Origin of the sequence: Solihabitans fulvus, assembly GCF_008386585.1 — a bacterium.
In the GTDB taxonomy this organism is placed as follows: Bacteria; Actinomycetota; Actinomycetes; order Mycobacteriales; family Pseudonocardiaceae; genus Solihabitans; species Solihabitans fulvus.
On the sequence record NZ_VUOB01000032.1, the window covers coordinates 1 to 25021 of the forward strand.

Consider the following 25021-nt stretch of genomic DNA (forward strand, 5'->3'; position numbering starts at 1 on the left):
ACACCGTTCGTGTTACGGACCCGTATCGATCTTGGTGGGCCGCCGGGGATCGATTTGTGAGGAGTAAGTACGGCGATGATCTTTAGACTGTGCTGTCCGACGGTAAGGTGATCTGAATGTCACGCGGCCCGCTGACGGACGGAGCCGACATGGGGCTGAACGTGCGTGAGCCAAGCTTCGACCCTGATGAGGTTGTGGGCTGGCCGGTCGAGAAAGCTGCTCGCCGGTTCGAGACCGAGGGGTTCGACGTTCAGCGAGTGGACCTCGACCGCAACCCCTGGATGACCACGGATCTCAGGTTGAACCGCATCCGATTGACGATCCGCGACGGCCGCGTCGTGAGCGCGCACCAAGGGTGAGCCACGCCCCTCGGTGGCCGTTGGCGCGAAGCGTCGGCGGGCGTCGATCGCCGTGCCCAGCTCTGCCAAGCTGACCATGCGCGCGATCGTCACGGCTTCGCGCTCGTCGCCAAGTCAGCTCGGGAACCTTCGCGCCGCCGGCGGCTCTCTTGATCCCGTACAGCCGAATTCGGCAGATCAGGTGTAGTAGGGCTCGCTGCGATTCTCGAACCCGCGGCCGATGCGGAGCTGGATGGACGGGTGGATGTTCAGCTCGTCCAACCGCTCGTGCGCGACCCATTCGACTTCCTTGGACTCGCTGCTGGTGCGCAGCTTGCCGCCGATCAGTCGGGCCCGGAAGCAGATCGAGAACTCTTGGCGCACTTCGCCGTCGTCGTAGGCGATCACGTGAGCGGGATTGGAGTACAAGCCGATCAGGCCGGTGACCTCGACGTCGATGCCGGTCTCCTCCTTCACCTCGCGAACGGCGGTCTGAGCGAGAGTCTCGCCGACCTCCTGGCCTCCCCCGGGGATGGAGTACAGGTCGTTGTCGGTGCGGCGGATCATGAGCAGTCGGCCGGCGACATCCTGGACGAACGCGCTGACGGCCGGTTTGACGCTGTTGACCTTGGGGGCGTTGGGGTCGTGGAAGTAGTCCACGCGAGCCACATGTCCCCCTAGCAGGTCGCTGGCTTCGACTGGCTCTACTCGGTCTCGAAGCGTCCAGAGTAGGTCTCGAACAGGTCGCCGGCAGAGAGCCGGCGCAGGTGCAGCACGAGGCCGATCTGCCAGCACGCGCCACCGACCAGCTCGGCCACGCCACGGTGTCGATGACCCAGGACCACCACTACGGGCGCCGGCGATGCACCACCGGAGCCGCCCAGGTGCTTGAGGCGCTGGTGAAGTGACCGGCAGCTCGGCACTCAGTCGCGAGGTATCCGTGCCGTAAGCGTGCCCCAGATCCACAAAACGTGAGGCCCTGTCCTGATCGGACAGGGCCTCACCTGCATGTTCAGTGGGCCGCCGGGGGATCGAACCCCGAACCCGCGGATTAAAAGTCCGCTGCTCTGCCAATTGAGCTAGCGGCCCGCCGTCAAGGTTAGAGGAAGGCCGGCGTGCGCACCGACACTGGTGGCGATCCGAAGTAGCCGTGTTGCAGATCACGTCGGGGCCAGTGGGGCTGTGGCGGCGAACACCCGGGTGTCAGCACGGCGAAAGGATGAACGCGCTGGGCGTCATGGGCGCGTCCACGGAGGGGCGCTCGGTGGTCGGGTGAGGGTGTCCTTGGGGTGGCCGACGCGATGGGCGGCGGCGTAGGCATCGGGAGGACGCGGTGACGTTGGCCGAGCTGGTTCCCTCGCTGGGCAGTTCCTTGCAGGCCAAGCTGTCCGAGCGCATCTGGCCGCTCGACACGGCCCTGGGGCACGACGGCGACCTGCTTCTCGGCGGGGTCCCGCTGACCCGCCTCGCTGCGCAGTTCGGCACGCCGAGCTACCTGATCGACGAGAACGAGGTGCGCCGCCGCGCCCGCGCCTACCGACAGGCGATGCCGGAGGCGGAGGTCGCCTACGCGGGCAAGGCGCTCAGTTGCAAGGCCGTGGTCCGCTGGATCGATGAGGAGGGGCTCTCGCTCGACGTGTGCTCGGCCGGCGAACTGGCCGTGGCCCGCGCGGTCGGCTTCCCCGCCGAGCGCATCGTCATGCACGGCAACGCCAAGACGCCCGACGACCTCAAGGCCGCGATCGGTTACGGCGTCGGCCGGATCGTGGTCGACTCGCTCGACGAGATCGACCAGCTCGGCTCGCTCGCCCGCTACCCGCAGCGCGTCCTCGTTCGGGTCACCCCTGGCGTCGACGCGCGCACCCACCGGGCTATCGCCACCGGGGTCGAGGACCAGAAGTTCGGCTTCTCGCTGGCCAGCGGCGCCGCCGAGGACGCCGTCCGGCACGTGCTCGCCCAGCCGAGCCTGCGCCTGGTCGGCCTGCACTGCCACATCGGCTCCCAGGTCACCAGGGTGGCGAGCTTCGAACTGGCCGCGCGCCGCATGGTCGGGCTGCTCGCCGCCCTGCACGCCGAGCACGGGCTCACCCTCCCCCAGCTCGACCTCGGCGGCGGCTTCGCGGTGCCCTACCTGGACGGCGAGGACGAGTTCGACCTCACCGGCTTCGCCAACCGGGTCCGCGTCGCGGTGCACTACGAGTGCCAGTCGCACCGGCTGCCGGTGCCGCGCCTGACCATCGAGCCGGGCCGGTCGATCGTCGGGCCGGCCGGGGTGACGCTCTATCGCGTGGTGAACGTGAAACAGGGCGGCGCCCGCACGTTCGTGGCGGTCGACGGCGGCATGAGCGACAACCCGCGCCCCTCCCTCTACGGCGCGCGGTACAGCGTCCGGCTGGTCGGGCGGCACACTCGCGCCCCGCGCCGCCCGGTGACGGTGGTCGGCCGGCACTGCGAGGCGGGCGACGTGCTGGCCGCCGACGTCCCGCTGCCGCAGGACATCCGCGCGGGCGACCTGCTCGCCGTGCCGTGCACGGGCGCCTACCACCACTCGCTGGCGTCCAACTACAACCAGGTCGGTCGGCCGCCGCTGATCGGCGTCCGGGACGGCGTGGCCACCGTGCTGGTGCGTGGCGAGACCGAGGATGACTTGTTGGCGCGCGACCTGGGTTGAGGGGGCGGGGGCGAGGGGGCTCTCGCTCAGGTGGTGAGGGTGCGCAAACGTTCGCGGAGTGGGAGTGCGAACCAGAGGGTGAGGAAGCCCAGGCCGGCCAGGACGCCGAGCAGGATGGCGGCCCAGCCGCCGAGCACCACCTCGCCGAGCAACAGCACGGTGCCCGTCATCGCGCAGGCCAGGGCGACCAGCCCGGACAGCGCGAACACGTTGGCCACCCTGATGATCTCCGCGCGCCGCCCGTGCCGGAACAGCAGCCGGTGCCAGGACGCCGGCGCGGTCAGCAGCATCGCCGCCGCAGCGGAGAACAGCACGGTGACGAGGTGGGTGACGCGCACGAACTCGTCCGCGTGCGCGTAGCGCTCGGTGAACGCCACCGACAGCAGGAAGCCGAACAGGATCTGCACGCCGGCCTGGGCGACCCTGAGCTCCTGCAGCAGCTCACCCAGATTGCGCGCCAGCCGTTGCTGCTCGGACTCCTCGGGCGCGGTCATGTCACGGCATTCTCCGGCACCCGTTCCCGCACCGCAGGCACCCGGCTGGTCCGCTCGTGCCAGCCAAGCGCGGTCACCGCGGCCACCACGACCGCGAAGCCGAGCCACTGGCTGCCGGACAGCCGCGCGCCGAGCAGGCTGACGCCGAGCAGCGCGGCGGTCACCGGGAAGGCGAGTTCGGCGATGGTGGCCCGCGCGGCGGGCGTGGCGCGCAGGCCGACGTAGTAGAGGCTCAGCGCGAGCAGCCCCGGCACGAGCGCGAGCAGCACGAGGCCGAGCGCGTTGTCCCAGCCTGGCACCACGGAAACGCCCTGCGCGGCGGCCACGACGCCGGCGGCGGGCAGCCCGACCGCGTACCGCAGCACGGTCAGGTCCCACGGCGCGAGCCGCCTGCTGAGCAGCCTGCCGAGCACGGTGCCGGCCGCCCACAGGGCCGCTGCGGCGAGCGCGAGCAGCGCGGCCTGCGCGGCGGCGACCTTGACGTGCAGCGGATCGGGGAACGCGAGCAGCCACGCGCCGGCCAGCGCGGGCAGCGCGAACACCAGGTAGCGCGCGGTGATCCGCTCGCCGAGCAGCAGGAACGCGGCGAGCACCGCGAACACGGGCTGGAACTTCTGCAACACCAGCGGGGTGATCGGGTCGCCGAGCCGGAACGCCGAGGTGAACAGCGCCGTGGCCACCGCGGAGGACCCGGCGCCGACGGCGAGCACGGCGAGGCGTTCCCGCCAGGTGCAGGCGCGCAGCGCGCGCACCGCCCTCGGCAGCCACGGCAGCAGCACGAGCACGACGATGGCGTGCTCCCAGAGCACGACGGTGGCCGACGGCAGGGCGTCCGCGAGCGGCTTACGCAGCAGGCCGTCGGTGCCCCACAGGGCGGCGGCGCAGGCCACCAGCCAGGTGCGGTCGACAGGTCGGGAGGGGGCGTTCACCCGCTCACGGTAGTGCGCCGGTGGGTCTCGTTTCGCAACCTGTCGAAGTCCGGTTCTGCAACGTCAACTTCTCGCTACTGCCCGAAGCGGTGACAATGGAGGCGTGGAGACCGCAACTCTGGCCAAGCCCGCCCTCCGGATCGGTCCGTACGCGGTCGACCCGCCGGTCGTGCTCGCCCCGATGGCCGGGATCACCAACGTCGCGTTCCGCAGGCTGTGCGGCCAGTACGGCGCCGGCCTGTACGTCTGCGAGATGATCACCAGCAGGGCGCTGGTCGAGCGCGACGCGACGACCATGCACATGATCACCTTCGACCCGAGCGAGCAGCCGCGTTCCATGCAGCTCTACGGCGTCGACCCGGCGACCATGGGCGCGGCCGTCCGGATGATCGTCGAGGAGAACCTCGCCGACCACATCGACATGAACTTCGGCTGCCCGGTGCCCAAGGTGACCCGCAAGGGCGGCGGGGCGGCGCTGCCGTTCAAGCGGCGGCTGTTCGGCGAGATCGTCCGCGCCGCTGTCCGCGCCGCCGAACCGGCCGGCATCCCGGTGACGGTGAAGTTCCGCATCGGCATCAACGACGAGCACACCACCTACCTCGACGCTGGCCGGATCGCGGAGGCGGAGGGCGCCGTCGCGGTGGCCCTGCACGCGCGCACGGCCGCGCAGCGCTACTCGGGGCAGGCCGACTGGTCGGCCATCGCCAGGCTCAAGGAGCACGTCACCTCGATCCCGGTGCTCGGCAACGGCGACATCTTCAGCGCGGCCGACGCGCTGCGCATGGTTGCGGAGACGGGCTGCGACGGCGTGGTGGTCGGCCGGGGCTGCCTTGGCAGGCCGTGGCTGTTCCGCGACCTCCAGGCGGCCTTCGCGGGCCAACCCGTGCCGGACGGCCCCAGCCTCGGCGAGGTCGCCGTCGTGCTGCGCCAGCACGCCGAGCTGCTCACCGAGCACTACGGCGAGGACAAGGGCGTCCGGGACCTGCGCAAGCACATGGCCTGGTACCTGCGGGGCTTCCCGGTCGGCTCCGAGCTGCGGCAGCGGTTCGCGATGGTGTCGACGCTGACCGAGCTGGACGACCTGCTCGGCGGCCTCGACCACACGGCCGAGTTCCCCGCCGACGCGGACGGGCCACGGGGCCGTCAGGGGTCGCCGGCAAAGGTCGTGCTGCCGGAGGGCTGGCTGAACGACCCCGAGGACGCCACCGTGCCGGCCGGGGCCGAGTTGATGCACTCGGGTGGCTAGCCGACGGGTGGTTAGCGGGCGGGCTGCCAGCGGACGGGCGGCGGCCGCGCTCAGGACGGTCGCGCTGGCCTCGGCCGGGCTCGCGCTGCTGGCCGGCTGCGGGTCCTCGGTGGCCGGCACGGCGCGGCCACTCGCCCTGACCGACCGGGACCGGGCGCTCGTCACGGATTACTTCGGCAAGCTCAACGACGCGGGCGCGCACGGCTCTGCGCAGCAGCTGGACGTGCTCAGCCGCACCCAGCACCCGGACTTCCCCGGCAAGACCTGCGACCTGGCCGGCATGACGCTGCGGATCGAACCGACCATGTCCACGCTCAGGACGGACGCCAGGTGGGTGCCGACCGACCAGGCGCAGCACCCGCGCGGCGTGGTCTACGTGGTGGCCGTCACGGTCAGCGCGCGCCGGGACAACGCCGAGGTCGGCAGCCAGATCGGCTCCGAGCACGTGGTGGTGCTTGACGGCGTGGCCTACGGGTTCGCGCCCTGCCTGTCCGGCTGAGACGACCCGGCTGAGACGACCCGGCCGGCCGATCCGCGGAATGCGAAGTGGATCACGCAGCGTCACTAGATCGGAGCAAGGCGCGGTCAACCAGTCGGGGGAAATTCGGCACCCGCACGTCTTGCTCGCTCAAGCGCCGCCTCTGGGAAGTCGACACCAGGCAGGTAGGGAGGTGAGCGCGGTGACCGTATTCCAGCCCCACATCGCCGGACCAGAGCCAGTGCGGCCGGACGGCCATGCCGATGCCGACTCCCTGCCGGACGCCCATCTCCTGCGGGCCGCGCCGCCGGACGCGGGCTCCGAGAGCTCCGGGCTGGTGCAGCTGCACGAGTCCATCGCCGCGCTGCTCGCCTCGCGCGGCCAGTGGCGGCAGGCCTACCAGCACCTGCGGTCCGCGCTCGATCTCGTCTACGCCGACCAGGACGAGCCGCCGCAGGTGCCCGAGCAGTTCCGCCGCGAGGTGGACCGGCTGCGCAGGGAGCACGCCGAGGCCAGGGAGCAGAGCCTGCGGGACAGCCTGACCGCCAGCTACAACCGGCGGTATCTCGACCAGCGGCTTGTGACACTCGTCACGGAGCAGGGTGACGCCCGCAACGGGCTCGCCGTGGCGCTGGTCGACCTCGACTGGTTCAAGCAGGTCAACGACACTTACGGCCACCTGGTCGGGGACCAGGTGTTGCGGCGCGTCGTCGAGCTGTTGCAGGACGGCCTGCGCGACGGCGCGTTCTGCGCGCGGTACGGCGGCGAGGAGTTCGTGCTGGTCCTGCCAGGGGTCGACGCGGTCACCGCCGTCGCGGCGGCCGAGGCCGCGCGGGCCAGGGTCGAGCGGCACCACTGGTCGACGATCGCCGCGGGCCTGCGGGTCACCGTCAGCATCGGCCTCGCGCACGAGCCGCCCGCCGCCGAGCCGCCCGCGCGGCCGCCGCTCGGCGCGGAACAGCAGCTCCTGCGGGCCGACAGCCTGCTGTACACGGCCAAGCAGTCCGGCAGAAACGCGGTCGCCTACCGCGACAACGGCAGAGTGCGCCTCGCCGGCCCCGCGGCCGGTCGCCGAGCGATCGCGGAACCTCGCGCAGTCGGCTACTTCTGAGCCGTTCTCTCGCCCATTCGGTGTAAGGCAGTGCGCGGAATTGAGTACTGAGAGTGTCAGGATCCCGCCACGTGGTCGTCAGAAGTGGCAGTCATCCGTACTATCGCGTGCGCAGCCGACACACCGGGTGGTGCAACCAATGTGTCCCGGCTGTGGTCAACTCGTAATGACCAACCTGTACTGGAGCCGTGAAGGGAGCCCGGGTGCCCGACGACCCCCGCCGTGGTGGCAGCGGATTCCCGGATGCTGGCGGTGACGGCCCCGAGGACGTCCAGGAGGACAAGCCGACAGGTAGACGTCGCCGCCGCTCCATGGAGGACTCGGGCGGCCTGAGCGTCTCCGATCTGGTGGAAAGACATACCAGATCGAACATTCCCCGGCCGATCCCGCCGGACGCGCAGCCGCAGGCGCCCTCGCGCCGCAGGGCAGCCGAACCCGAGCCGCCACGGCAGCAGCCCCGCAGGCGCCGCGCCGCCGACCCTGGCCCGCCGCCACCGCCCGTGGCCGAGTCGACCGGCCGAAGGGCCGCGCCGACGCGCGCCGAGGACAGCGGCCGCCGGTCGGCACCGCAGGCTCCGCAGGCCCCCCAGACGCCGCGTGAGCCCGTCGGCAGGCCGCAGCACCCCGCAGAGGCCAGCGGACGCCACCCGCTGCCACCGAGGGCCGAACGCACCGGCACTCGACCGGCACCGAACGCCCAACCAGGCCAACCGGGTCAGCAGGGCCAGTCAGGTCAGCAGGGTCAGTCGGGCCAGCCCGGCCACGGTCGGCCGGGCGAGGCCACCGGACAGCGGCCGATGCCGCCGCGCCAGGACGGCACCGGTCGGCGTCCCCTCGCGCCGCCAGGAGACCAGCAGGGCCGTCGCCCGCAGGGCATGCCGCCCGGCGGCGCGCCGACCGGCCGCCGCCCGCTGCCGTCGCGCCAGGAGCCCGGCGGCCCGCGTTCCGCGCCAGGCCAGCCGCAGGCCCCCGGTGGCGAACCCCGCGCGCCGCGCCCCCCGGCGGCCGGCGCCACCGGAGCCACCGGAGCCATCGCGAACCGGCTCGGGCCGAACGACAGCCGCCCGGCCATGCCGATCCCGGGCCGGCTCGGGCCCAACGACAGTCGCCCAGCCATGCCGCCGCCCGGCCGACTCGGGCCGAACGACAGCCGGCCCGCCATGCAGGCACCCAGCCGGCTCGGGCCCAACGACAGTCGCCCGGCCATGCCGCCGCTCCGCCGGCTCGGACCGAACGACAGCCGGCCGGCCATGCCGCCCGTGCCGGAGCGCTCGTCACTCGACCGTCCCGAGCGTCCGGCGCAGGACCGTTCCTCGCTGGAACAGCAGGCGGCCGAGCACTCCGCGCCGACCGAGATCCGCGAGCCGATCCTGGCCCCGATGCCGGCCAGGCCGACGCGCAGCGGGCCGGAGCGCCGCGAGGACGTCGACCCGGCCAGCCTCACCACCGAGATGGAACCGATCGGCGACGAGGTCAAGAAGCGCCGGCAGGTCGACCACACGCTGGCCAGGTTCTCCGCCGTGCACGACGAGCTCGCCGAGCAGGAGCGGCAGAAGAAGGAACGCCGCTCGAAGCTGATGCCGTGGAAGACCGACGAGGACGAGGAGGAGCTGCTCGTCGAGCCGGAGCCGGAGACCGAGGAGGACTCCGAGCTCGCCAGCAAGCGGGCGCGACAACGGCGGCAGGTCACCAAGATCCTCAAGATCACCGCCATAGTCGTTGCGGTGACGGTGTTCCTGTTCACCGGGGTCGCCTGGGGCACGAAGGTGTGGACGGACAGCAAGTTCACCAAGATCGCGGCGCTTGACCAGAACTCGACCGCCATCGTGGACAAGGAAAAGCAGAACGGCGACGAGAACTTCCTCATCGTCGGCTCCGACTCCAGGGCAGGCGCGAAGCCCGGCGACAACGTCGGCGACGCCAATGCCGAGCCGGGCGCGCGGTCGGACACCGTGATGATCGCGCACGTTCCCGCCGACCGTAAGCGGATCGTGATCGCCTCGCTGCCGCGCGACATGGAGGTGGACCGGCCGGCCTGCGACGCCTGGGACTCCAAGAGCGGGCAGTACAACAGCGGCAAGCCCGATCCCGGCGCCAAGGGCGTGAAGTCCAACACCGCCTACGCGATCGGCGGCCCCAAGTGCGTGACGAAGCTGGTGCAGACGATCACCGGGTTGAACATCAACCACTTCGTCAGCATCGACTTCAACGGCTTCAAGCAGATGGTCGACGCCGTCGGCAAGGTCCAGGTGTGCGTGTCCAAGCCGATGAAGGACGACGAGCTCGGCATGGTCATCTCGCAGACCGGCCGCGTCGACATCTCCGGCGACCAGGCGCTGAACTACGTGCGGGCGCGCAAGGTGCAGGGCGAGGCGAAGACGGACTACGAGCGCATCCACCGGCAGCAGATGTTCATGTCCTCGCTGCTGCGCCAGGCGCTGTCCAGCCAGGTGCTGTTGAGCCCCACCAAGCTGAACAACTTCATCAACGCCTTCGCCGGGGCCACCGCGGGCGAGAACATGGGCGTCGACGAGCTGCTCACCCTCGGACAGTCGATGCAGGGCATGGACGCCGGCCGCGTCGCCTTCACCACCGTGCCGCACGACACCGTGGAGGGCCCGAAGAAGGACAACACGGACAACCGCGAGGTGATGAAGAAGCCGGAGACGGACGCGTTGTTCGCCGCGGTGCGCAACGGCACCCCGCTGCCCGGCGAGATGGCCGCGGCGAGCTCCTCATCGCCCGCCCCGCAGGCGCAGGCGACGCCACCGGCGAGCAACACCGGTCCGGCCGGCCAGGTGATCAGCCCCAAGGGCATCAAGATCGAGGTCTACAACGGCGACAGCGCCAAGGGCGGCCTCGGCGGGAGCGCCGCGAAGTCGTTGCGGGACCTGGGTTTCGAGACCGTGGATGTCGGCAACAACACCGGAGCCCCCGTGGACCACACGGTCGTCCGGTACGCGCCGGGCCGCGAGGACCAGGCCCGCACGCTGGCCGCCGCCGTGCCGATCGCGAAAATGGAGCAGGACCCGAGCATGGGCGGCGCGGTCGCGCTGATCATCGGACCCGGCTACGACGAGAAGGTCGTGACGCCGCAACCGACCGGCGGCCAGCAGCCCGGCACGACGACGCCGACGCCGACGACCCCCGATTCGTCCATTGTGAACGCGGGCAAGGATCCCTGTGCGCCCTGACCGGGGCGATGTCGGGATTTCGTCGCCCGTGGTTCACCGTGGGTTCACCAAGGGATGCCGCCGCGGCGATGCGCTGCACGTATGGTGTGGCCATGCGTGAGGCCTACCACGACCAGCTTGGCGAGCTCGCCGAGCAGCTGGCGGACATGTGCGGAATGGTCAGCGACGCCATGGAGCGCGCGACCAAGGCGTTGCTCGACACCGACCTCGCACTGGCCGAGCAGGTGATCAGCGACGACTCCAAGGTGGACGACGCGAGGGCTTCCGTTGAGGAGAACGCCTACGCGTTGCTCGCTCTCCAGGCCCCGGTGGCCACCGACCTGCGTACCGTGCTCGCCGTCATCCACGCCGCCGAGAGCGTCGAGCGGATGGGTGACCTGGCGCTGCACGTGGCCAAGGCGGCCCGGCGCAGGCACCCGAATCCGGTGCTGCCGGACCAGGTTCGGCCGGACTTCGCCTCGATGGGGCGGATCGCCGTCGAGCTGGCGCGGGAGGCCAGGGAGGTCATCCGCACCCAGGACGTCGACAAGGCGCGCTCGCTGGAGCAGGCCGACGACGAGATGGACGACCTGCACCGGCACCTGTTCTCGGTGATCATGGACAAGGAATGGCCGCACGGCGTCGCCTCGGCGGTGGACATCACGCTGCTCGGCCGCTTCTACGAGCGGTTCGCCGACCACGCGGTGTCGGTTGCCAAGCGGACCGTCTTCGTGGTGACCGGCAAGATGCCCGGATACAGCGAGGACGAGGACATCTGACCGTCCACATCGGACGGTAGCAAGCCCACCGGCCAGTTGCTCAGCCCGCGTTCAGCGAGTTGAGCAACTGGCCGAGCTGACTCACGATCCGCGTGCTGTCCGTCGGCGCGATGGTGATCCAGGTATTGCCGTCCTGCTCGCGCCGCGTCTGCATCAGGTAGCGGCCGGCGTCGGTGTCGAACCACACCAGCTCGGGCGAGCGGTTCTGCCGGCCGTGCCGGCCACTCGCGTAGGCGGAGAACTGCCCGGCCCGCAACCGAGGTCGTTCCATGATGACCTCGACGGCGCGGTTCTGCGCCGCGTGCCCGCCGGTCGGCGCGACGGGCTCGAACATGCTGTCGAAGTCCTCGTCCTCGTCGTGCCGACGCGCCGGGGCGGGAGCCCCGGTGGAGATCGTCACCGACTGGCCCGGCCCGGGACGCTCCTGCGGCAGCAGGCTCACCATCGCGTGGATCAGCGCGCTCGACCGCATCGTGTCGACCTTGAGCATCCGGTCGTCGAGGACGGCGAGCACGCCGAGGTCGCCAGCGGCACCGCCCCGCGCGAGCAGCTGCTGCTCGCTCTGCCGGTCGAGCATGCCGATCACGGTGAAGCCGTACTCGAACTGCACCAGCAGGCGCAACGCCTCCTCGGCCTCCGGCGACAGCCGGCCGCGACTGGCCAGGTTCCGCGACTCGAGGTCGCGGAACACGGCGTCGCGGATCCGGCGTCGCTCGTCGAAGGTCTGGCCGTGGTGCGGGATGTCGAACGGAAACACCCGGCTACCGAGCTTCAGCTCCTCCCAGACGATGTCGAGGGCGGCGTGCGACAGCGAGAACGAGTACGACACCGTCACCCACCGATGACCGGCGGAGCGACTCGCTCGCCGTCCCCGAACACGTCCTCGGTCTCGACCAGGTACGACGCGGACTTGTGTTCCTTGTCGTCCTCGCCCTTACCGCCCTTGCCGGCACCCATGCCACCGGCGCCCATGCCACCGGCCGCGCCGCGTGCGCCCGCCGCGCCCATGCCACCGCCGCGGGCCGCCGCTGCCTCCTCGGCCGCCATCGCGCCGGCAGCGGAGCCGCCGCTCGGGTTGCTGCCGCCGGGGCCGAAGCCGCTGCCAGCACCGCCACGGCTACCGGGCATGCCGGAGCTGCCGCCGGGTCCGAAGCCGCTGCCTGCGCCACCGCCGCGGCCACCGGGCATGCCGGAGCTGCCTGGCATGCCGGTGCTGCCGCCGGGGAACCGACCGCTGCCGGGGCCGCCACCGCGGCCGCCGGGCACGCCGCCGCCGGGCATGCCGCCGGGGAAACCGCCACCGGGGAAGCCGCCGCCGGGACCGCCGGGCGTGCCCCAACCGGGCGTGCCTGGACCGCCCGGCATCGGGTAGCCGCCACCGGGGTAGCCGCCACCGGGACCGCCGGGCATACCGCCGCCACCGCCGCCGGCACCCGAGGTGCCCGTGCCGGGGCCGCCACCGTGGTAGATACCTTCGTAGCCGCCACCGCCACCGCCACCACCGGGACCGCCGGGCAGGCCGCCGCCACCGCCACCACCGGGGTAGCCGCCACCGGGACCGCCGGGCATACCGCCACCGCCGCCGCCAGGCACGCCACCGCCGCCACCGGGCACGCCACCGCCGCCACCACCACCGGAACCACCGCCGGGCACGCCGCCCGAACCACTGCCGGGCGGGTTGACGCCGTTGGGCGGGTTGATCCCGGTGCCGTCACCGGGACCCGCCATCGTGGGCGGCGGCGCGAACGCGGGCATGGTGGTGCTGGTCGCCTTGAGCGAGTCCGCCATGGTCGACATGACGTGCGCGGCCTGCTCGTGCGCCTGCTGCTGCTGGTCGAACTTCTGGTTGATCTGGGTGACCGTGTTCGCGAGGTCGGCGGGGCTCGACGTGAAGTACATCTTCATCGCGTCGCCCATGCTGAAGTTCACGGGCTCCGGCATGCTGGTCTTCGCCGTGGCCGCCGCTTCCTGCTGCGCGGCCATGTGGTTGCCGATGAGCTGCGCGCCCTGACCGGTGCTGCCCGTCCAGGTGCCGAGACCGGTCAGGTAGTTGCGCGCCGAGTCGCCGGCCGTCCCCTGCCAGTGCGTCGTGCTGGAGCTGACGGCGGTGCTCACCTCGTTCTGGAAGTTCACCATCGTGTTGCCGAGCTTGTTCCACGAACGACCCTGGCCGTCGACCTGCGTCGGGTCGATGTTCGTGTTGACCATCGACTTGAGGGTCGGGTGGTCGTAGCTCAGGTAGTTGGTGCCCTGGAACGACGGCGGCGGCCGGTGGTCGTGGACCTGCGACTCCAGCGCCTTGGCCTGATCGTCCTGGTACTGCTGGGACTTCTGCATCGCCTGGATGTACTCACCGATGCTCATCACAACACCGGGGAGGCCCTGGTTCGCATGCTCAGCCAGGTACAGCTGGTACTGCTGCATGTACTGCGCGCGCTGGTCGCTCGAGTACGTCGTGGTCTGCACCGGAGGCGGTGCCGGCTGGGTCGTGTTCTTCGGCGTCATCGTTGCCCCCTAGACCATCACGGCAGTTTGGGCTCTACGAGCTTGGCGAACTTGTCGGCGGTCTGACACGCCTGAGCAGTATCTTCGGTGATAACCAGCACGTCGGCGCGAGACGAGCTCGAAACCCCGATCGAGACCATGCACGATCCCGCGCCGGCATTTCCTTCGAGCCGACGTCCGTCGTGCTTGCCGACCGGGACCGTGGAAAGCTTGCCCTGGTCGGCCACAATGTCCTTGAGGCCCTGGCTGTCGCGGAGCGTCACGCCCGCGCTGTACTGGCCGGACGCGGTCCACATACAGCCGTGCGGATCGGCCGAGTTGTCACCGGCGCCGATCCCCAGGCCCGCCGCGCTCGCCTCTGCCGGCGTGATCAGGTCGCACGGCTTGAGCGCGCTGATCGAGCCGCCGCTCGAACTGGTCGAGGGCGTGGAGGAGTTCCCGCCGGTCGGCGACGACGACTGGCTGGCTGCCGTGCCGGGGGTCGAGTAGTCGCCGGGTTTTGCGGTTCCCCCGGACGACTGGGAACAGCCCGCCAGAGAGACGGTCAGGGCTGCCAACACAACGACCATCGCGGGCCGAGTCACAGAAGTCCTCATCCTGGTCATCCCGGGGTCAGGCCTTCCCGCTGAAGCTGGCCCGGTTGCCGCTGTCGGTGTTCCGGTAGTTGCTCATCGCCTTGTTGATGGCGGCCTTGGTTTCGTCGAGAACCGTGCTGAACTGCTGAAGCACGTGCGCGAACGACTGCGGGTCGCCATCGGCCACCTGCTTGTTGTACTGCACCATCACCAAGGCGTCCGGGCTCGTCCCCAGCTTGGAGTCCTGCTTGACGTTCTCAAGTTCGAGGCGGGACTGGTGGACGCCGTCCTGCATCTTCACGATGGCGTCGATGAGGGCCTTGCCGCCCTCCTCGCTGACGGCGAAGCCACCCGACTCCGCGGCCATGCGCAGGTTCTGCACGCCCACCATGGCGGTACGCACCTGCGCCATGCTCATCGGGACGGCGCTACGTGCCACCATGTCCATCGGGACGTCTGCCACAACTACCCCCTGGGCGATCAGACACAGACTCAAGCAGCACAGTACCGAGGGAGCACTGTGCGCGTACCGATTATGACGCAAACGGGAGTGTGCCGGTTCCATCCGAACCGACCAATCCAGTCACCGTGCGTGACCATCGTCGGTGCAGGTCAGGGCCCTGCGGACGCGACGGAAGCCCAAATGACTAGGGGATGTCCCAGATCACACCTCGGCCTGGACACCGGTCGTGAGACTGATCTTCACGTGCCGGCCCCGTGCTCGACACCCAACGGCATGCTCGGCGCCCGACGGCCGGCCGCGCGGCGGGTCCGGCCATTACCTCCGGCGTAATCGACGTCATGACGTCCCCCGGTGAAGCTGGTGCCACACCACGAGAACATCACCGACAAGGGAGCCCATGATGGCCACCGCCACGCTTACCGAGAATCCCGCCACCGCCACGACGTCCCTGCTGCGGCTGGTGTTGCGCGCCGACGCGGTCGTCACCGGCGTCAACGGGCTGGCCTACCTCGCGCTGGCCGGGCCGCTCGAGACGCTGCTCGGGCCCGCCGCGTCGGTCCAGGAGCCGATCGGGGTGTTTCTGCTGGTCTACGGCGTCGCGGTGTGGTTCGCGGCGCGGCCGGCGAAGATCAGCCGCACCGTGACCAAGCTGATCATGGGAGCCAACGCCCTGTGGGCGATCGTGAGCCTGATGGAGCTCGCGCCCAACGGCTTGCCGTTCACCACCGTCGGGGCGGTCTGGGACGTGCTCCAGGCGATCGTGGTCGGCGGGTTCTGCGCGCTCCAGTACGTCGGACTCCGCCGGTCCAGGTGACGAGCCGGTCCAGGTGACGACCCGAGTGTGGGCCCGCGGCGCCGGACGGCGCGCCACGGGCCCACCACGCGTCGGATCAGCCGAAGCGGCCGGAGATGTAGTCCTCGGTCGCCTTCTGCGTGGGGTTGGAGAAGATCTTCTCCGTGTCGTCGACCTCGACGAGCCTGCCGGGCTGCCCCACCCCGGCCAGGTTGAAGAACGCCGTCTGGTCGCTCACCCGCGCGGCCTGCTGCATGTTGTGGGTGACGATGACGATCGTGTATTCCTTCTTCAGCTCGGTGATCAGGTCCTCGATCGCGAGCGTGGAGATCGGGTCCAGCGCCGAACACGGCTCGTCCATCAGCAGCACGTCGGGCTGCACGGCGATGGCCCGCGCGATGCACAGTCGCTGCTGCTGACCACCGGACAGCCCACCGCCCGGCCGGTCGAGGCGGTCCTTGACCTCGGCCCACAGGTTGGCCCCGCGCAGCGACCGCTCGGCCACCTCGTCCAGCTGCTTCTTGCCCTTCATCCCAGCCAGCTTGAGGCCGGCGACCACGTTGTCCCTGATGGACATCGTGGGGAACGGGTTGGGGCGCTGGAACACCATGCCGATCGTGCGACGCACCTGCACTGGGTCGATCCCGGAGTTGTAGATGTTCTCCCCGTCCAGCAGGACCTCGCCCTCGACGCGCGCGCCGGTGGTCACCTCGTGCATGCGGTTGAGCGACCGCAGCACCGTTGACTTCCCACAGCCGGACGGTCCGATGAAGGCCGTCACGTTGCGCGGCGGCACGGCGATCGAGACCCTGTCCACGGCGTGGAACTTGCCGTAGTAGAGGTTGAGGTCCTTGACGTCAATGCGTTTGGCCATCGCTACATTTCCCGCCTGGTCACTTGGTCTTGGGGGCGAGCCACCTGGACAGCAGGGTGGCCAGCAGGCTGAACAGGGTGATGATCAGGACGAGGGTGATCGCCGCGCCCCAGATGCGTTGGAAGCCCGCGTCGGTCGGGTTGTTGCGCTCAACGGTCATCAACAACGGCAGCGACGCCATGTTCCCGTCGAACATGTTGTAGTTGATGAACGGCGCGTACCCCACGAGGATCAGCACCGGGGCCGTCTCGCCCATCACCCTGGCCAGCGCGAGCATGATGCCGGTCAGGATGCCCGACATCGCCGTCGGCACAACGATCTTCACGATCGTCTTCCACTTCGGGATGCCGAGCGCGTAGGACGCCTCGCGCAGCTCGTCCGGCACGATCTTGAGCATTTCCTCGGTCGTGCGCACGACCACCGGCACCATCAGCAGCACCAGCGCGAGGGACACCGCGAACGCGCTGCGGTGCAGGCCGAGCGTGGTGACCCACAGCGCGTAGATGAACAGGGCGGCGACGATCGAGGGCACACCCGTGAGGATGTCCACCATGAACGTCACGGTCTTGGCCAGCCGCGACCGCTTTCCGTACTCCACCAGGTAGATGCCGAGGAACAGCCCGATCGGCACGGAGATCACGCCGCACACCAGGCTCTGCACCAGGGTGCCGTAGATGGCGTGGTAGACGCCGCCACCCTTCTGCCGCTGGGTGAGGCCGGACAACGACTTCTGCCACCAGCCCGCGTCCAGGATCTGCGGGAAGCCGCGCTGGATCACGGTGATCAGCACCCACACCAGCGGCACGACGGCGATCAGGAACGCGAGGGTGACCAGCGCGGTCGCCACGCCGTTCTTGACCCGGCGGGTGAGGCTGACGCTCTGGAACGTCGGCGGGGTCGCGAGCCGGTTGACGTCGGCCGTGTCGGCCGTGTCGGTCGTCATTCGTACTCCTTGTGGCCGGCGACGATCGACCTCGCGATGGCGTTGACGATGAAGGTCAGCGCGAACAACACGAGACCGGCCGCGATGTAGGCCCCGACCAGCTTCGGGTCGTTGAACTCCGACGCGGCCAGCGCGATCTTGGAGGCGAAGGTGGCGCCACCGTCGAAAAGACTGCCGCTGAACGGCTTGATGGTGGAGCTGAGGATGATCGTCAGCGCGATGGTCTCGCCGAGCGCCCTGCCGAGGCCGAGCATGGACGCGCTGACGTAGCCGGCCTTGCCGAACGGCCACACGGTGGTCCGCACGACCTCCCACTTGGTCGCGCCGAGCGCGATCGCACCCTCGCGGTGCATGATCGGCGTGCGCTCGAACACCTCGCGGCTGACGGCGGTGATGATCGGCAGGATCATCACGGCGACGACGATGCCGGCGGTGAAGATCGTGCCGCCCAACTCGATGAGGACGTTGCCCTGCTTGAACAGCGGGATGCCGCCGAGGTGCTCGGACAGCCACTTGGCGAACGGGGTCAGCACCGGGCCGAGCACGAACAGGCCCCAGAGGCCGAAGATGATCGACGGCACTGCGGCGAGCAGGTCCACCACGTAGGCGAAGATCCTGGCGAGGCGGCGCGGCGCGTACTGGGTGAGGAACAGGGCGATGCCGAGCGCGACCGGCATCGCGATCACGAGCGCGAGCAGCGCCACGGCGATCGTGACCAGCAACAGGTCCAGGATGCCGAAGCGGAGGTTGTGCACATCGCCGGTCGACCATTCCCGGCTGGTGAGGAAGTTGGCCTGGTCGATGCGCAGCGACGGAATCGCCTGCACGATCAGGAAAAGGCCGATGGCGCCGATCAGGACGACGATGAAGATGCCGGAGCCGGTCGCCAGGCCTTTGAAGATGCGGTCGCCAGGGCGCACGACGGAGGGCTTGCCGTCGGCTTCCGATGTCGGGGGAATCGGGACCTCCGAGGTGTTTCGAACGGCCGAAGCGCCCCGACCGGCACCGGGTTCACCGGTGCCGGCGGAGCGCTCTGGCGCGACGGGGTCGTTCATCGCTTCAGCGGTGGCTCGAAGTCTGCCAGCAGCGTCGTGACGTCAGGCGATCGCCTTGATGGCGGTCAGCAGCTTGTCCTGGAAGGCCTTGGGCAGCGGGGCGTACCCGGCGTCCTTGAGGCCGGCCTGACCATCGGTGGCGGCGACCGTCAGGAACGCCTTCACGGCCTTGGTGGTGTCGGCGTCGAGGCCCTTCGAGCAGACCAGCTCGTAGGTGGCGAGCACCAGCGGGTACGCGCCGGCGGTGGTGGAGCCGTAGATCGAGTTCAGGTCGAGGACCAGGTCGTTGCCGGTGCCCTTGATCTTGGCGCCGTCGATGGCCTTGCCGACGGTGTCGGAGGTCAGCTCGACGCCACCGGCGCCGGTGTCGATCTTGGCGATCGAGAGCTTGTTGTTCTGCGCGTAGGACCACTCGGCGTAGGTGATGGCGCCGTCGACCGACGCGACCGCCTGGGACACACCGGCGGACTTCTCCTTGCCCTCGCCGACGCCGCCGACGAACTTCTTGCCGACGCCCTGGGTCCACGCGCCCTTGGACGCGGTGGTCAGGTACTTCTGGAAGTTGTCCGTGGTGCCGGCGTCATCGGAGCGGTAGATGACGGCGATCTTCTTGTCCGGCAGCGTCTTGCCGCTGTTGAGCTTGGCGATCGCCGGGTCGTTCCAGTTGGTGATGCCGCCGTTGAAGATCTTGGCGATGGCCGGCGCGTCGAGGGTCAGGCCGTCGACGTTGCTGAGCTTGTAGCTCACCGCGATGGGGCCGAACACCATCGGCAGGTTCCAGGCCGGGTTGCTCTGGCAGCGCTTGGCCGCCGCGTCGACCTCGCCCTTGGTGGCGTCGAGCGCCGAGTCGGAACCGCCGAAGTCGACCTGACCGGCGTTGAACTGCTTCACACCCGCACCGGAGCCGGTCGGGTTGTACGCCAGGTCCTGGCTAGTGCACTTCGCCTTGTAGGCCTGGATGAAGACGTCCATCGCACCCTGCTGAGCCGAGGAACCCTCCGCGGCGAGCTTCGGCTTGCCACCGCAGTCGACGGCGGCGGCCGGGGCGCTGGACGAGCCCGAGCTGCTGCTGCCGTTCGAGGTGTTGTTGTCGCTGCCACAAGCAGTGAGCAGGAGGGCGCCGGCCGCGACGAGGCCGAGCGCGGCACCGTGCCGCTTGATCTTCACCTTGTTCCTCCACCTACAGAGCTATCGCTGATTAGCGACGGAGGTCGCCGCTCGCCTCCGAAAGTTAGGCAGCCGGGGTGGACAGAGGACCCTATGCAGGTTAACGGGGGGTGAACAAGATACGGGAGGTGACTACACACACGTCCGAACGAGTGAGTCCAGAGTCTCGCCGTGACCTGGGCGTTTGCGATGCGTGACGCGCCCGTCACCTGGCGGCCAAACCGCGTGTGACCGCTTACAGAGCGTACTGCACGTCCGCAGCGTGCCTGGCGAACCCCAGTCGGGTGTAAACGTGCACGGCGGGTGCGTTGTCCGCCTCCACGTACAGCAGCACCTCCCGCACGCCGACGTCCCACAGCCTGCGCAGGCCCGCCATGGTCAGCGCGCGGCCGAGGCCGCCGCCCTGCGCGTCCGGGTCGACACCGACCACGTAGACCTCGCCGACACCGGGCGAGTGCACCTTCGTCCAGTGGAAGCCCAGCAGCGCGTCCGCGTCATCGACCGCGAGCAGGAAGCCCTTCGGGTCGAACCACTCCTCCTGCTCCTTGCCGCGCACGTCCTCCTCGGTCATCGCGCCCTGCTCGGGATGCCAGGAGAACGCGCGGTGGTTGACCAGCACCACGGCCGCCTCGTCCTGATCGGGCACGAAGGACCGCAGCCGCACACCGTCGGGCAGCGCCGCGCCCGTGGGCTCGTCGGCCAGCACGAGCCGCATCTGCCACAGCTCGCGGACCTTGGCCATACCCAGCGTCCGCGCCAGCCCGACCGCGCCGGCGTGGTCGCCGTGCGCCCAGACCCGCAGTCGCTCCGGCGCACCCTCGGTCGCGGGCAGCGGGACGCCGACGCGGTCGGCCACCGAGGTGACCAGCGCGGTGCCGACGCCGTGCCGACGCGCCGACGGGCGCACGGCCAGCTCGGACACCTTCCTGCCGCCGGAGTCCCCGACCAGGTCGAGGTGGGCGTAGCCGACCAGCCTGCCGGCCTCCTCGGCCAGCAGGTGCGCGCTGTCGTCACTGTTGCCCCGGCGCAACCGCACCAGCACCTGTTCGCCGACCGGCGCGACGCCGTCGGCCTCCTCGGCCTCGGCGAGCAGCACGAGCACGTTGCGCTCCTGCTCGGCCGTCAGGTCGTCGAACCAGCTCAGGTGAACGTCAGCCACCTGATCAAACTACCCGGCTCGCCTCAGCGAGTCTGGAGAAACAGCTCCACCTCGTCCGCCGGCGAGCCCTCGGCGCCGTCCGCGCCCAGGTCCGCGCCTCGGCGCAGGCTGCCGGGACGGGGCGGCCGGACGAACTTGTAGCCGACGTTGCGCACGGTGCCGATCAGCTGCTCGTGCTCGGGGCCGAGCTTGGCGCGCAGCCGCCGCACGTGCACGTCCACGGTGCGGGTGCCGCCGAAGAAGTCGTAGCCCCAGACCTCCTGGAGCAGCTGGGCGCGGGTGAACACCCGGCCGGCGTGCTGCGCGAGGTACTTCAGCAGCTCGAACTCCTTGTAGGTGAGGTCGAGCGGGCGGCCGCGCAGCCGGGCCGTGTAGGTGGCCTCGTCGATGACCAGCTCACCGAGCTGGATGGTGCCGTCGCCGCCCTGCCGCTCGGAGCCGCGCCTGCTGCGCACCAGCCGCAGCCGCGCGTCGACCTCGGCAGGGCCCGCGGTGGGCAGCAGGATCTCGTCGACGCTCCAGTCGGAGTTGACCGCGACCAGGCCGCCCTCGGTGACGACCGCGACCACGGGCACGTCGACGCCGCTGCTGTCCAGCAGGCGGCACAGGCTCCGCGCGCCGACCAGGTCGACGCGGGCGTCCACCAGAACGACGTCGTGCGGGCCCGCCTCAAGCAGTGCGGACACCTCGGGGCGCAACGGCCGGACCTGGTGCGGCAGCAGGGACAGCGCGGGAAGCACTGCCTCGGCGTCGGAATCAGTGGTCAGCAGCAGCACGTCGATGCTCATGCGGTGCCCTCCCTCTCCAGCTGGCGTCTGGTCACCAACGACCAGCCCAGCGGCGTACGGTGACCGGGCCCCGTTGCCTGCGGATGACCGAAAGGATAACGGTGTCGGCTCCAGAAGTCCCAGGTCACACCGCCAGCGTCACAGTTGTTTCCACAAGCGTCACCTCTGTTACAGCGATGTCACACGACAGGGTGAAACTTCGTGGTGTAGCGCTACGCACCGCACAGGGCGATCCCGAGCTCGCCTTCGTCGTGGGCCACGGACTCACCAACAACGTGCGCAAACCCGCCGTCCGCCGCGTGCTGGAACGCCTGGCCAGGCACGGCGACGTGCTCGCGCTGGACTTCCGAGGCCACGGCAGGTCCGGCGGCCGGTCCACGGTCGGCGACCTCGAGGTGCTCGACATCGCCGCCGCCGTCGGCCTCGCCCGCGACCTCGGCCACCGCAGGGTCGCCACCGTCGGCTTCTCCATGGGCGCCTCCATCGTGCTCCGGCACGCTGGGCTGCACGCGGTCGAGCGGGAACGACCCGACGCGGTCGCCGCCGTCAGCTCCCCGGCCCGCTGGTACGTCAGGGACACCGTGGCCATGCGCCGGGTGCACTGGCTGCTCGAACAGCCGCACGGGCGGGTCGCCGCGCTCGCCCTCGGCCTGCGGGTCAGCCAGCCGTGGCGGCAACCGCCCGCCAGCCCCATCGAGGTGGTCGGCCGCATCGCGCCGCTGCCCCTGCTGCTGGTGCACGGTGACCAGGACCACTATCTCCCCGCCGAGCACGCGCTCGCCCTGCACAGGGCCGCGGCCGGCGGCGCGGAACTGTGGCTGGAGAAGGGAATCCGGCACGCCGAGTCGGCGATGACGCCGGAACTGGTAGACCGGATGGCGGATTGGCTGGCCGCCGCAACGACACGAACGGGCGCGAGATGATCACGGGGGACGGTGTGCCGGGGCCACACGGCGACAACGGTGTGCGGCGGCCGCACGGAAGAAGAGGAAGCAGCCGGTTGAAGAAGCTCGTCATCACACTGGTCGTGCTGGTCGCCCTGCTGGTCGCCGCCGACTTCGGCGTCGCGGCCGCGGCGGAGTACCAGGTGGCCCAGAAGATGCGCACCCAGCTCAAGCTCACCGACGACCCCTCGGTGCGGATCAACGGGTTCCCGTTCATCACCCAGGCGCTGGCCGGCGACTACGAGGACGTGCAGATCAGCGCGAGCGGGGTGCCGGTCCGCGACCAGCTGCGCGACCTGGAGATCCAGGCGCACCTGCACCACGTGCGGATCGGCCTGTCCGACCTGCTCGGCGGCAACACCAGGAACGCGACCGTGGACGACCTCGAGGGCAGCGTCACGATCAAGGCCAGCGACATCGCCAGGCTGGCCAGCAACAGCGAGATCCCCATCACCGACCTCACCATCGACCCGGACACGCGCAAGCCGGAGGACGGCGGGCCGACCGGCAAGCCCGACCCGAGGGTCGCGCCGGTGAAGCTGACCGGGAACACCACCGTGGCCGGCAAGAAGATCAAGATCACCGCGTACGGCACGGTGACGCTGCTGGACACCACCGTGCAGATCGCCGCAGGCAAGGTGGCGATCGACGACCAGACGCTGCCCGGCCTCAACCAGCTGTTGAGTTTGGCCGCGCGGGCGTTCAGCATCGATATCAAGCCCGGCGAGCTGCCGTTCACCGTCACGCCGACCGAGGTGCGGGTGGACAGTGGATCCGTGACGGTCAAGGGCAGGGCCAGCAACGTGCGTCTCAACGGGGCCACCACGGGCGGCTGAACCCCGGCCGGCCCCCGGGTCGTAGGAAAGGCGGATCGTCGATGACCGGACTGCTGGTGCTGGTCGGGACGCTGGTCCTCGCCGTGCCGCTCGGGTTCGCGCTGCGCGCCCGCGACGGTCGGATCAGCAGGCGCGCCGAGAGCGACCTGCCCGCCGAGGTGCTGCGCGTCGTCGACCCGGCGAACCCGATCACGCTCGTCCAGCTGACCACCACGTTCTGCGCGCAGTGCCCGCAGGCCAGGACCTTGCTGCGGGACGTGGCCGCGCACACCGACGGCGTCACGCACGCCGAGTTCGACCTGACCGACCACCCCGGGATCGCGACCAGGCTCGGCGTCCTGCGCACGCCGACGACGCTCGTCGTGAATAGCTCGGGAACCGAGTTGCTCCGAGTCGGCGGCGTTCCCAAAAGAGCGAGCATGCTCGCCGCGCTCGAACCGCACCTACCAGCCTGAACAGGAGACTTCGCCCGCGTGGACGGGCGGTGGGCACTGTTCCAACTGGTGGACAGCCCTCCCTAGCGCGAGTCCGAAGCGGTAGTCTCGCCGCCGTGCATACGTTGCTGACCAAGCGCCGCGCGGTGGACCTCTGCCGCGTGCACAGCAGCCTGTGTCGGCAGACGATCTGACCGGGTGGTAGCTCGGCGATCCAGCGGCGCCTGACAAGCAGGGCGCGCGGAAGCCGACCGGGTGACCCACCAACTGACGGACTTCGTTTCAGTGTCCAAGGTCAGGAGGTCGTCATGTCCCTCAACGCCCCAGTGGATCCGCGCGGTCCCCGTTTCTCCGCGTGGATGACCACGGTGATCCTCGCGGTCGTGCTGCTGACCGGGTGGTGGCGGCTGCTCGCCGCGCAGACGGTGCTGTTCGCCATGTGCGCGTTCATCAGCCTCAAGCTCAACCCGTGGGGCCACGTGTACCGGGCGGTGCTCCAGCCGAGACTCAAGCCGAGTTCGGAACGCGAGGAGGCGGCGCCGCTGCGCTTCGCCCAGGGCGTCGGCTTCGTGTTCACGCTGGTCGGGGTCATCGGCTACGCGACCGGCCTGACCACGCTCGGCGTCGTCGCCACCGCTGGCGCGCTCGTCGCCGCGTTCCTCAACGCGGCGTTCGGGTTGTGCCTCGGCTGCGAGATGTACCTGCTGCTTCGCCGCCACACCCCAGTTTTCGCCCATGATCGTCCACAGTAGACAGAGAAAACAGGAGCCGTTTCGATGAGCCGTGAGAACGTGCTGGTCTCGGCCGAATGGTCCGAGCAGAACCTGGAAGCGTCCGGGGTGGTGTTCGTCGAGGTCGACGAGGACACCAGCGCCTACGAGGGCGGCCACATCCCCGGTGCCGTGCGGTTGGACTGGCGGACCGAGCTTCAGGACGCGGTGCGCAGGGACTTCGTGGACCGCGCGGGCTTCGAGAAGCTGCTGTCGGCCAAGGGCATCGGCAACGACGACACCGTGGTCCTCTACGGCGGCAACAACAACTGGTTCGCGGCGTACGCGTACTGGTATTTCAAGCTCTACGGCCACGACACGGTCAAGCTGCTCGACGGCGGCCGCAAGAAGTGGGAGCTGGACGGCAGGCCGCTGAGCACCGACGAGGTGGTCCGTGAGGCCACCACCTACGCCGCGCAGGAGCAGGACCTGTCCATCCGCGCGTTCCGCGACGAGGTCGTGGCCGCGATCAACGAGAAGAACCTCGTCGACGTGC

General features: G+C 70.1%; 27 protein-coding genes and 1 tRNA gene. 14 read left to right on the forward strand and 14 right to left on the reverse strand.

Annotated features, from left to right (window positions below):
• Positions 1 to 149 precede the first annotated feature (149 nt).
• Positions 150 to 359 carry a hypothetical protein gene (locus F0L68_RS18880; protein WP_188316664.1) on the forward strand — a complete coding sequence of 70 codons (210 nt, stop codon included), beginning with the start codon at positions 150 to 152 and terminating at the stop codon, positions 357 to 359.
• Between the two features lie 177 nt (positions 360 to 536).
• Here the strand turns inward: F0L68_RS18880 and F0L68_RS18885 are convergent, their stop codons facing one another.
• Positions 537 to 1007, reverse strand: a complete 471-nt coding sequence (locus tag F0L68_RS18885) for an NUDIX hydrolase (protein ID WP_149850932.1) — start codon at positions 1005 to 1007, stop codon at positions 537 to 539.
• Positions 1008 to 1354: 347 nt separating this feature from the next.
• Positions 1355 to 1427, reverse strand: a tRNA-Lys gene (locus F0L68_RS18895).
• Between the two features lie 244 nt (positions 1428 to 1671).
• Between F0L68_RS18895 and lysA the strand changes: the two genes are divergently transcribed.
• Positions 1672 to 3009: a diaminopimelate decarboxylase gene (gene lysA, locus F0L68_RS18900; RefSeq protein ID WP_149850933.1), complete on the forward strand. Its 1338-nt coding sequence runs from the start codon at positions 1672 to 1674 to the stop codon at positions 3007 to 3009.
• A gap of 26 nt (positions 3010 to 3035) precedes the next feature.
• On the opposite strand, the gene F0L68_RS18905 is transcribed toward lysA, so the two are convergent.
• Positions 3036 to 3503, reverse strand: a complete 468-nt coding sequence (locus tag F0L68_RS18905; RefSeq protein ID WP_149850934.1) for a DUF6328 family protein — start codon at positions 3501 to 3503, stop codon at positions 3036 to 3038.
• Positions 3500 to 4432 carry a DMT family transporter gene (locus tag F0L68_RS18910; protein WP_223198928.1) on the reverse strand — a complete coding sequence of 311 codons (933 nt, stop codon included), beginning with the start codon at positions 4430 to 4432 and terminating at the stop codon, positions 3500 to 3502. Before F0L68_RS18910 ends, F0L68_RS18905 begins: the two co-directional genes overlap by 4 nt.
• Before the next feature lie 103 nt (positions 4433 to 4535).
• On the opposite strand from F0L68_RS18910, the gene dusB reads away from it, so the two are divergent.
• The 5 genes from dusB to phoU all read left to right on the forward strand — a co-directional run bounded on the left by dusB (position 4536) and on the right by phoU (position 11219).
• On the forward strand, positions 4536 to 5678 hold the full coding sequence (gene dusB, locus F0L68_RS18915; RefSeq protein WP_149850935.1) for a tRNA dihydrouridine synthase DusB: 1143 nt from the start codon (positions 4536 to 4538) through the stop codon (positions 5676 to 5678).
• Positions 5679 to 5685: 7 nt separating this feature from the next.
• On the forward strand, positions 5686 to 6177 hold the full coding sequence (locus F0L68_RS18920; protein ID WP_149850936.1) for a hypothetical protein: 492 nt from the start codon (positions 5686 to 5688) through the stop codon (positions 6175 to 6177).
• A gap of 181 nt (positions 6178 to 6358) precedes the next feature.
• On the forward strand, positions 6359 to 7267 hold the full coding sequence (locus tag F0L68_RS18925; RefSeq protein ID WP_438672295.1) for a GGDEF domain-containing protein: 909 nt from the start codon (positions 6359 to 6361) through the stop codon (positions 7265 to 7267).
• Between the two features lie 203 nt (positions 7268 to 7470).
• Entirely contained in the window at positions 7471 to 10461 is a 2991-nt protein-coding gene (locus F0L68_RS42460) for an LCP family protein (RefSeq protein WP_188316666.1), read from the forward strand.
• A gap of 92 nt (positions 10462 to 10553) precedes the next feature.
• Complete coding sequence (phoU, locus tag F0L68_RS18935; protein WP_149850937.1) at positions 10554 to 11219, forward strand: phosphate signaling complex protein PhoU; 666 nt, start codon at positions 10554 to 10556, stop codon at positions 11217 to 11219.
• Positions 11220 to 11259: 40 nt separating this feature from the next.
• On the opposite strand, the gene F0L68_RS18940 is transcribed toward phoU, so the two are convergent.
• Genes F0L68_RS18940 through F0L68_RS18965 form a run of 4 tightly spaced genes read right to left on the reverse strand, consistent with a single transcriptional unit; the run spans position 11260 to position 14717 of the window.
• The gene (locus tag F0L68_RS18940; protein ID WP_149850938.1) at positions 11260 to 12054 is read right to left on the reverse strand and encodes an ESX secretion-associated protein EspG; all 795 of its coding nucleotides are present in this window, start codon (positions 12052 to 12054) and stop codon (positions 11260 to 11262) included.
• Positions 12051 to 13724 (reverse strand): hypothetical protein, encoded by a 1674-nt coding sequence (locus F0L68_RS44570; protein WP_188316667.1) that lies wholly within the window; start codon positions 13722 to 13724, stop codon positions 12051 to 12053. Before F0L68_RS44570 ends, F0L68_RS18940 begins: the two co-directional genes overlap by 4 nt.
• 17 nt (positions 13725 to 13741) lie before the next feature.
• A complete protein-coding gene (locus F0L68_RS18960) occupies positions 13742 to 14281 on the reverse strand; it encodes a DUF3558 family protein (protein ID WP_188316668.1) in 540 nt (179 codons plus the stop codon).
• 55 nt (positions 14282 to 14336) lie between these two features.
• Positions 14337 to 14717, reverse strand: coding sequence for a hypothetical protein (locus tag F0L68_RS18965; RefSeq protein WP_149850940.1), 381 nt, complete (start codon positions 14715 to 14717; stop codon positions 14337 to 14339).
• Positions 14718 to 15162: 445 nt separating this feature from the next.
• Between F0L68_RS18965 and F0L68_RS18970 the strand changes: the two genes are divergently transcribed.
• On the forward strand, positions 15163 to 15576 hold the full coding sequence (locus F0L68_RS18970) for a hypothetical protein (protein WP_223198929.1): 414 nt from the start codon (positions 15163 to 15165) through the stop codon (positions 15574 to 15576).
• Between the two features lie 76 nt (positions 15577 to 15652).
• Here F0L68_RS18970 and pstB read toward each other — a convergent pair whose 3' ends face one another.
• The 6 genes from pstB to F0L68_RS19000 all read right to left on the reverse strand — a co-directional run bounded on the left by pstB (position 15653) and on the right by F0L68_RS19000 (position 21541).
• Complete coding sequence (gene pstB, locus F0L68_RS18975) at positions 15653 to 16429, reverse strand: phosphate ABC transporter ATP-binding protein PstB (RefSeq protein WP_149850942.1); 777 nt, start codon at positions 16427 to 16429, stop codon at positions 15653 to 15655.
• Between the two features lie 19 nt (positions 16430 to 16448).
• Positions 16449 to 17372, reverse strand: coding sequence for a phosphate ABC transporter permease PstA (gene pstA, locus F0L68_RS18980; protein ID WP_149850943.1), 924 nt, complete (start codon positions 17370 to 17372; stop codon positions 16449 to 16451).
• On the reverse strand, positions 17369 to 18292 hold the full coding sequence (pstC, locus tag F0L68_RS18985) for a phosphate ABC transporter permease subunit PstC (RefSeq protein WP_149850944.1): 924 nt from the start codon (positions 18290 to 18292) through the stop codon (positions 17369 to 17371). The genes pstA and pstC overlap by 4 nt, the downstream gene beginning before the upstream one ends.
• Before the next feature lie 177 nt (positions 18293 to 18469).
• Positions 18470 to 19594, reverse strand: a complete 1125-nt coding sequence (gene pstS / locus F0L68_RS18990; protein ID WP_149850945.1) for a phosphate ABC transporter substrate-binding protein PstS — start codon at positions 19592 to 19594, stop codon at positions 18470 to 18472.
• Between the two features lie 235 nt (positions 19595 to 19829).
• The gene (gene mshD, locus F0L68_RS18995; protein ID WP_149850946.1) at positions 19830 to 20753 is read right to left on the reverse strand and encodes a mycothiol synthase; all 924 of its coding nucleotides are present in this window, start codon (positions 20751 to 20753) and stop codon (positions 19830 to 19832) included.
• A 23-nt stretch (positions 20754 to 20776) separates the two neighbouring features.
• Positions 20777 to 21541 carry a response regulator transcription factor gene (locus F0L68_RS19000; protein WP_149850947.1) on the reverse strand — a complete coding sequence of 255 codons (765 nt, stop codon included), beginning with the start codon at positions 21539 to 21541 and terminating at the stop codon, positions 20777 to 20779.
• A 176-nt stretch (positions 21542 to 21717) separates the two neighbouring features.
• Here F0L68_RS19000 and F0L68_RS19005 point away from each other — a divergent pair, with 176 nt between their 5' ends.
• The 6 genes from F0L68_RS19005 to F0L68_RS19025 all read left to right on the forward strand — a co-directional run.
• The gene (locus tag F0L68_RS19005; RefSeq protein WP_223198930.1) at positions 21718 to 22464 is read left to right on the forward strand and encodes an alpha/beta hydrolase; all 747 of its coding nucleotides are present in this window, start codon (positions 21718 to 21720) and stop codon (positions 22462 to 22464) included.
• A gap of 77 nt (positions 22465 to 22541) precedes the next feature.
• Positions 22542 to 23321, forward strand: a complete 780-nt coding sequence (locus F0L68_RS19010; protein ID WP_223198931.1) for an LmeA family phospholipid-binding protein — start codon at positions 22542 to 22544, stop codon at positions 23319 to 23321.
• 41 nt (positions 23322 to 23362) lie between these two features.
• Positions 23363 to 23776, forward strand: coding sequence for a TlpA family protein disulfide reductase (locus tag F0L68_RS19015; RefSeq protein ID WP_149850950.1), 414 nt, complete (start codon positions 23363 to 23365; stop codon positions 23774 to 23776).
• A gap of 95 nt (positions 23777 to 23871) precedes the next feature.
• Positions 23872 to 23949 carry an Ms5788A family Cys-rich leader peptide gene (locus F0L68_RS44905; protein WP_368732278.1) on the forward strand — a complete coding sequence of 26 codons (78 nt, stop codon included), beginning with the start codon at positions 23872 to 23874 and terminating at the stop codon, positions 23947 to 23949.
• Between the two features lie 114 nt (positions 23950 to 24063).
• The gene (locus F0L68_RS19020; protein ID WP_149850951.1) at positions 24064 to 24507 is read left to right on the forward strand and encodes a DUF4395 domain-containing protein; all 444 of its coding nucleotides are present in this window, start codon (positions 24064 to 24066) and stop codon (positions 24505 to 24507) included.
• Positions 24508 to 24531: 24 nt separating this feature from the next.
• Positions 24532 to 25021, forward strand: a 490-nt coding sequence (locus F0L68_RS19025) for a sulfurtransferase (protein ID WP_149850952.1), incomplete at its 3' end; no start/stop codon positions are given.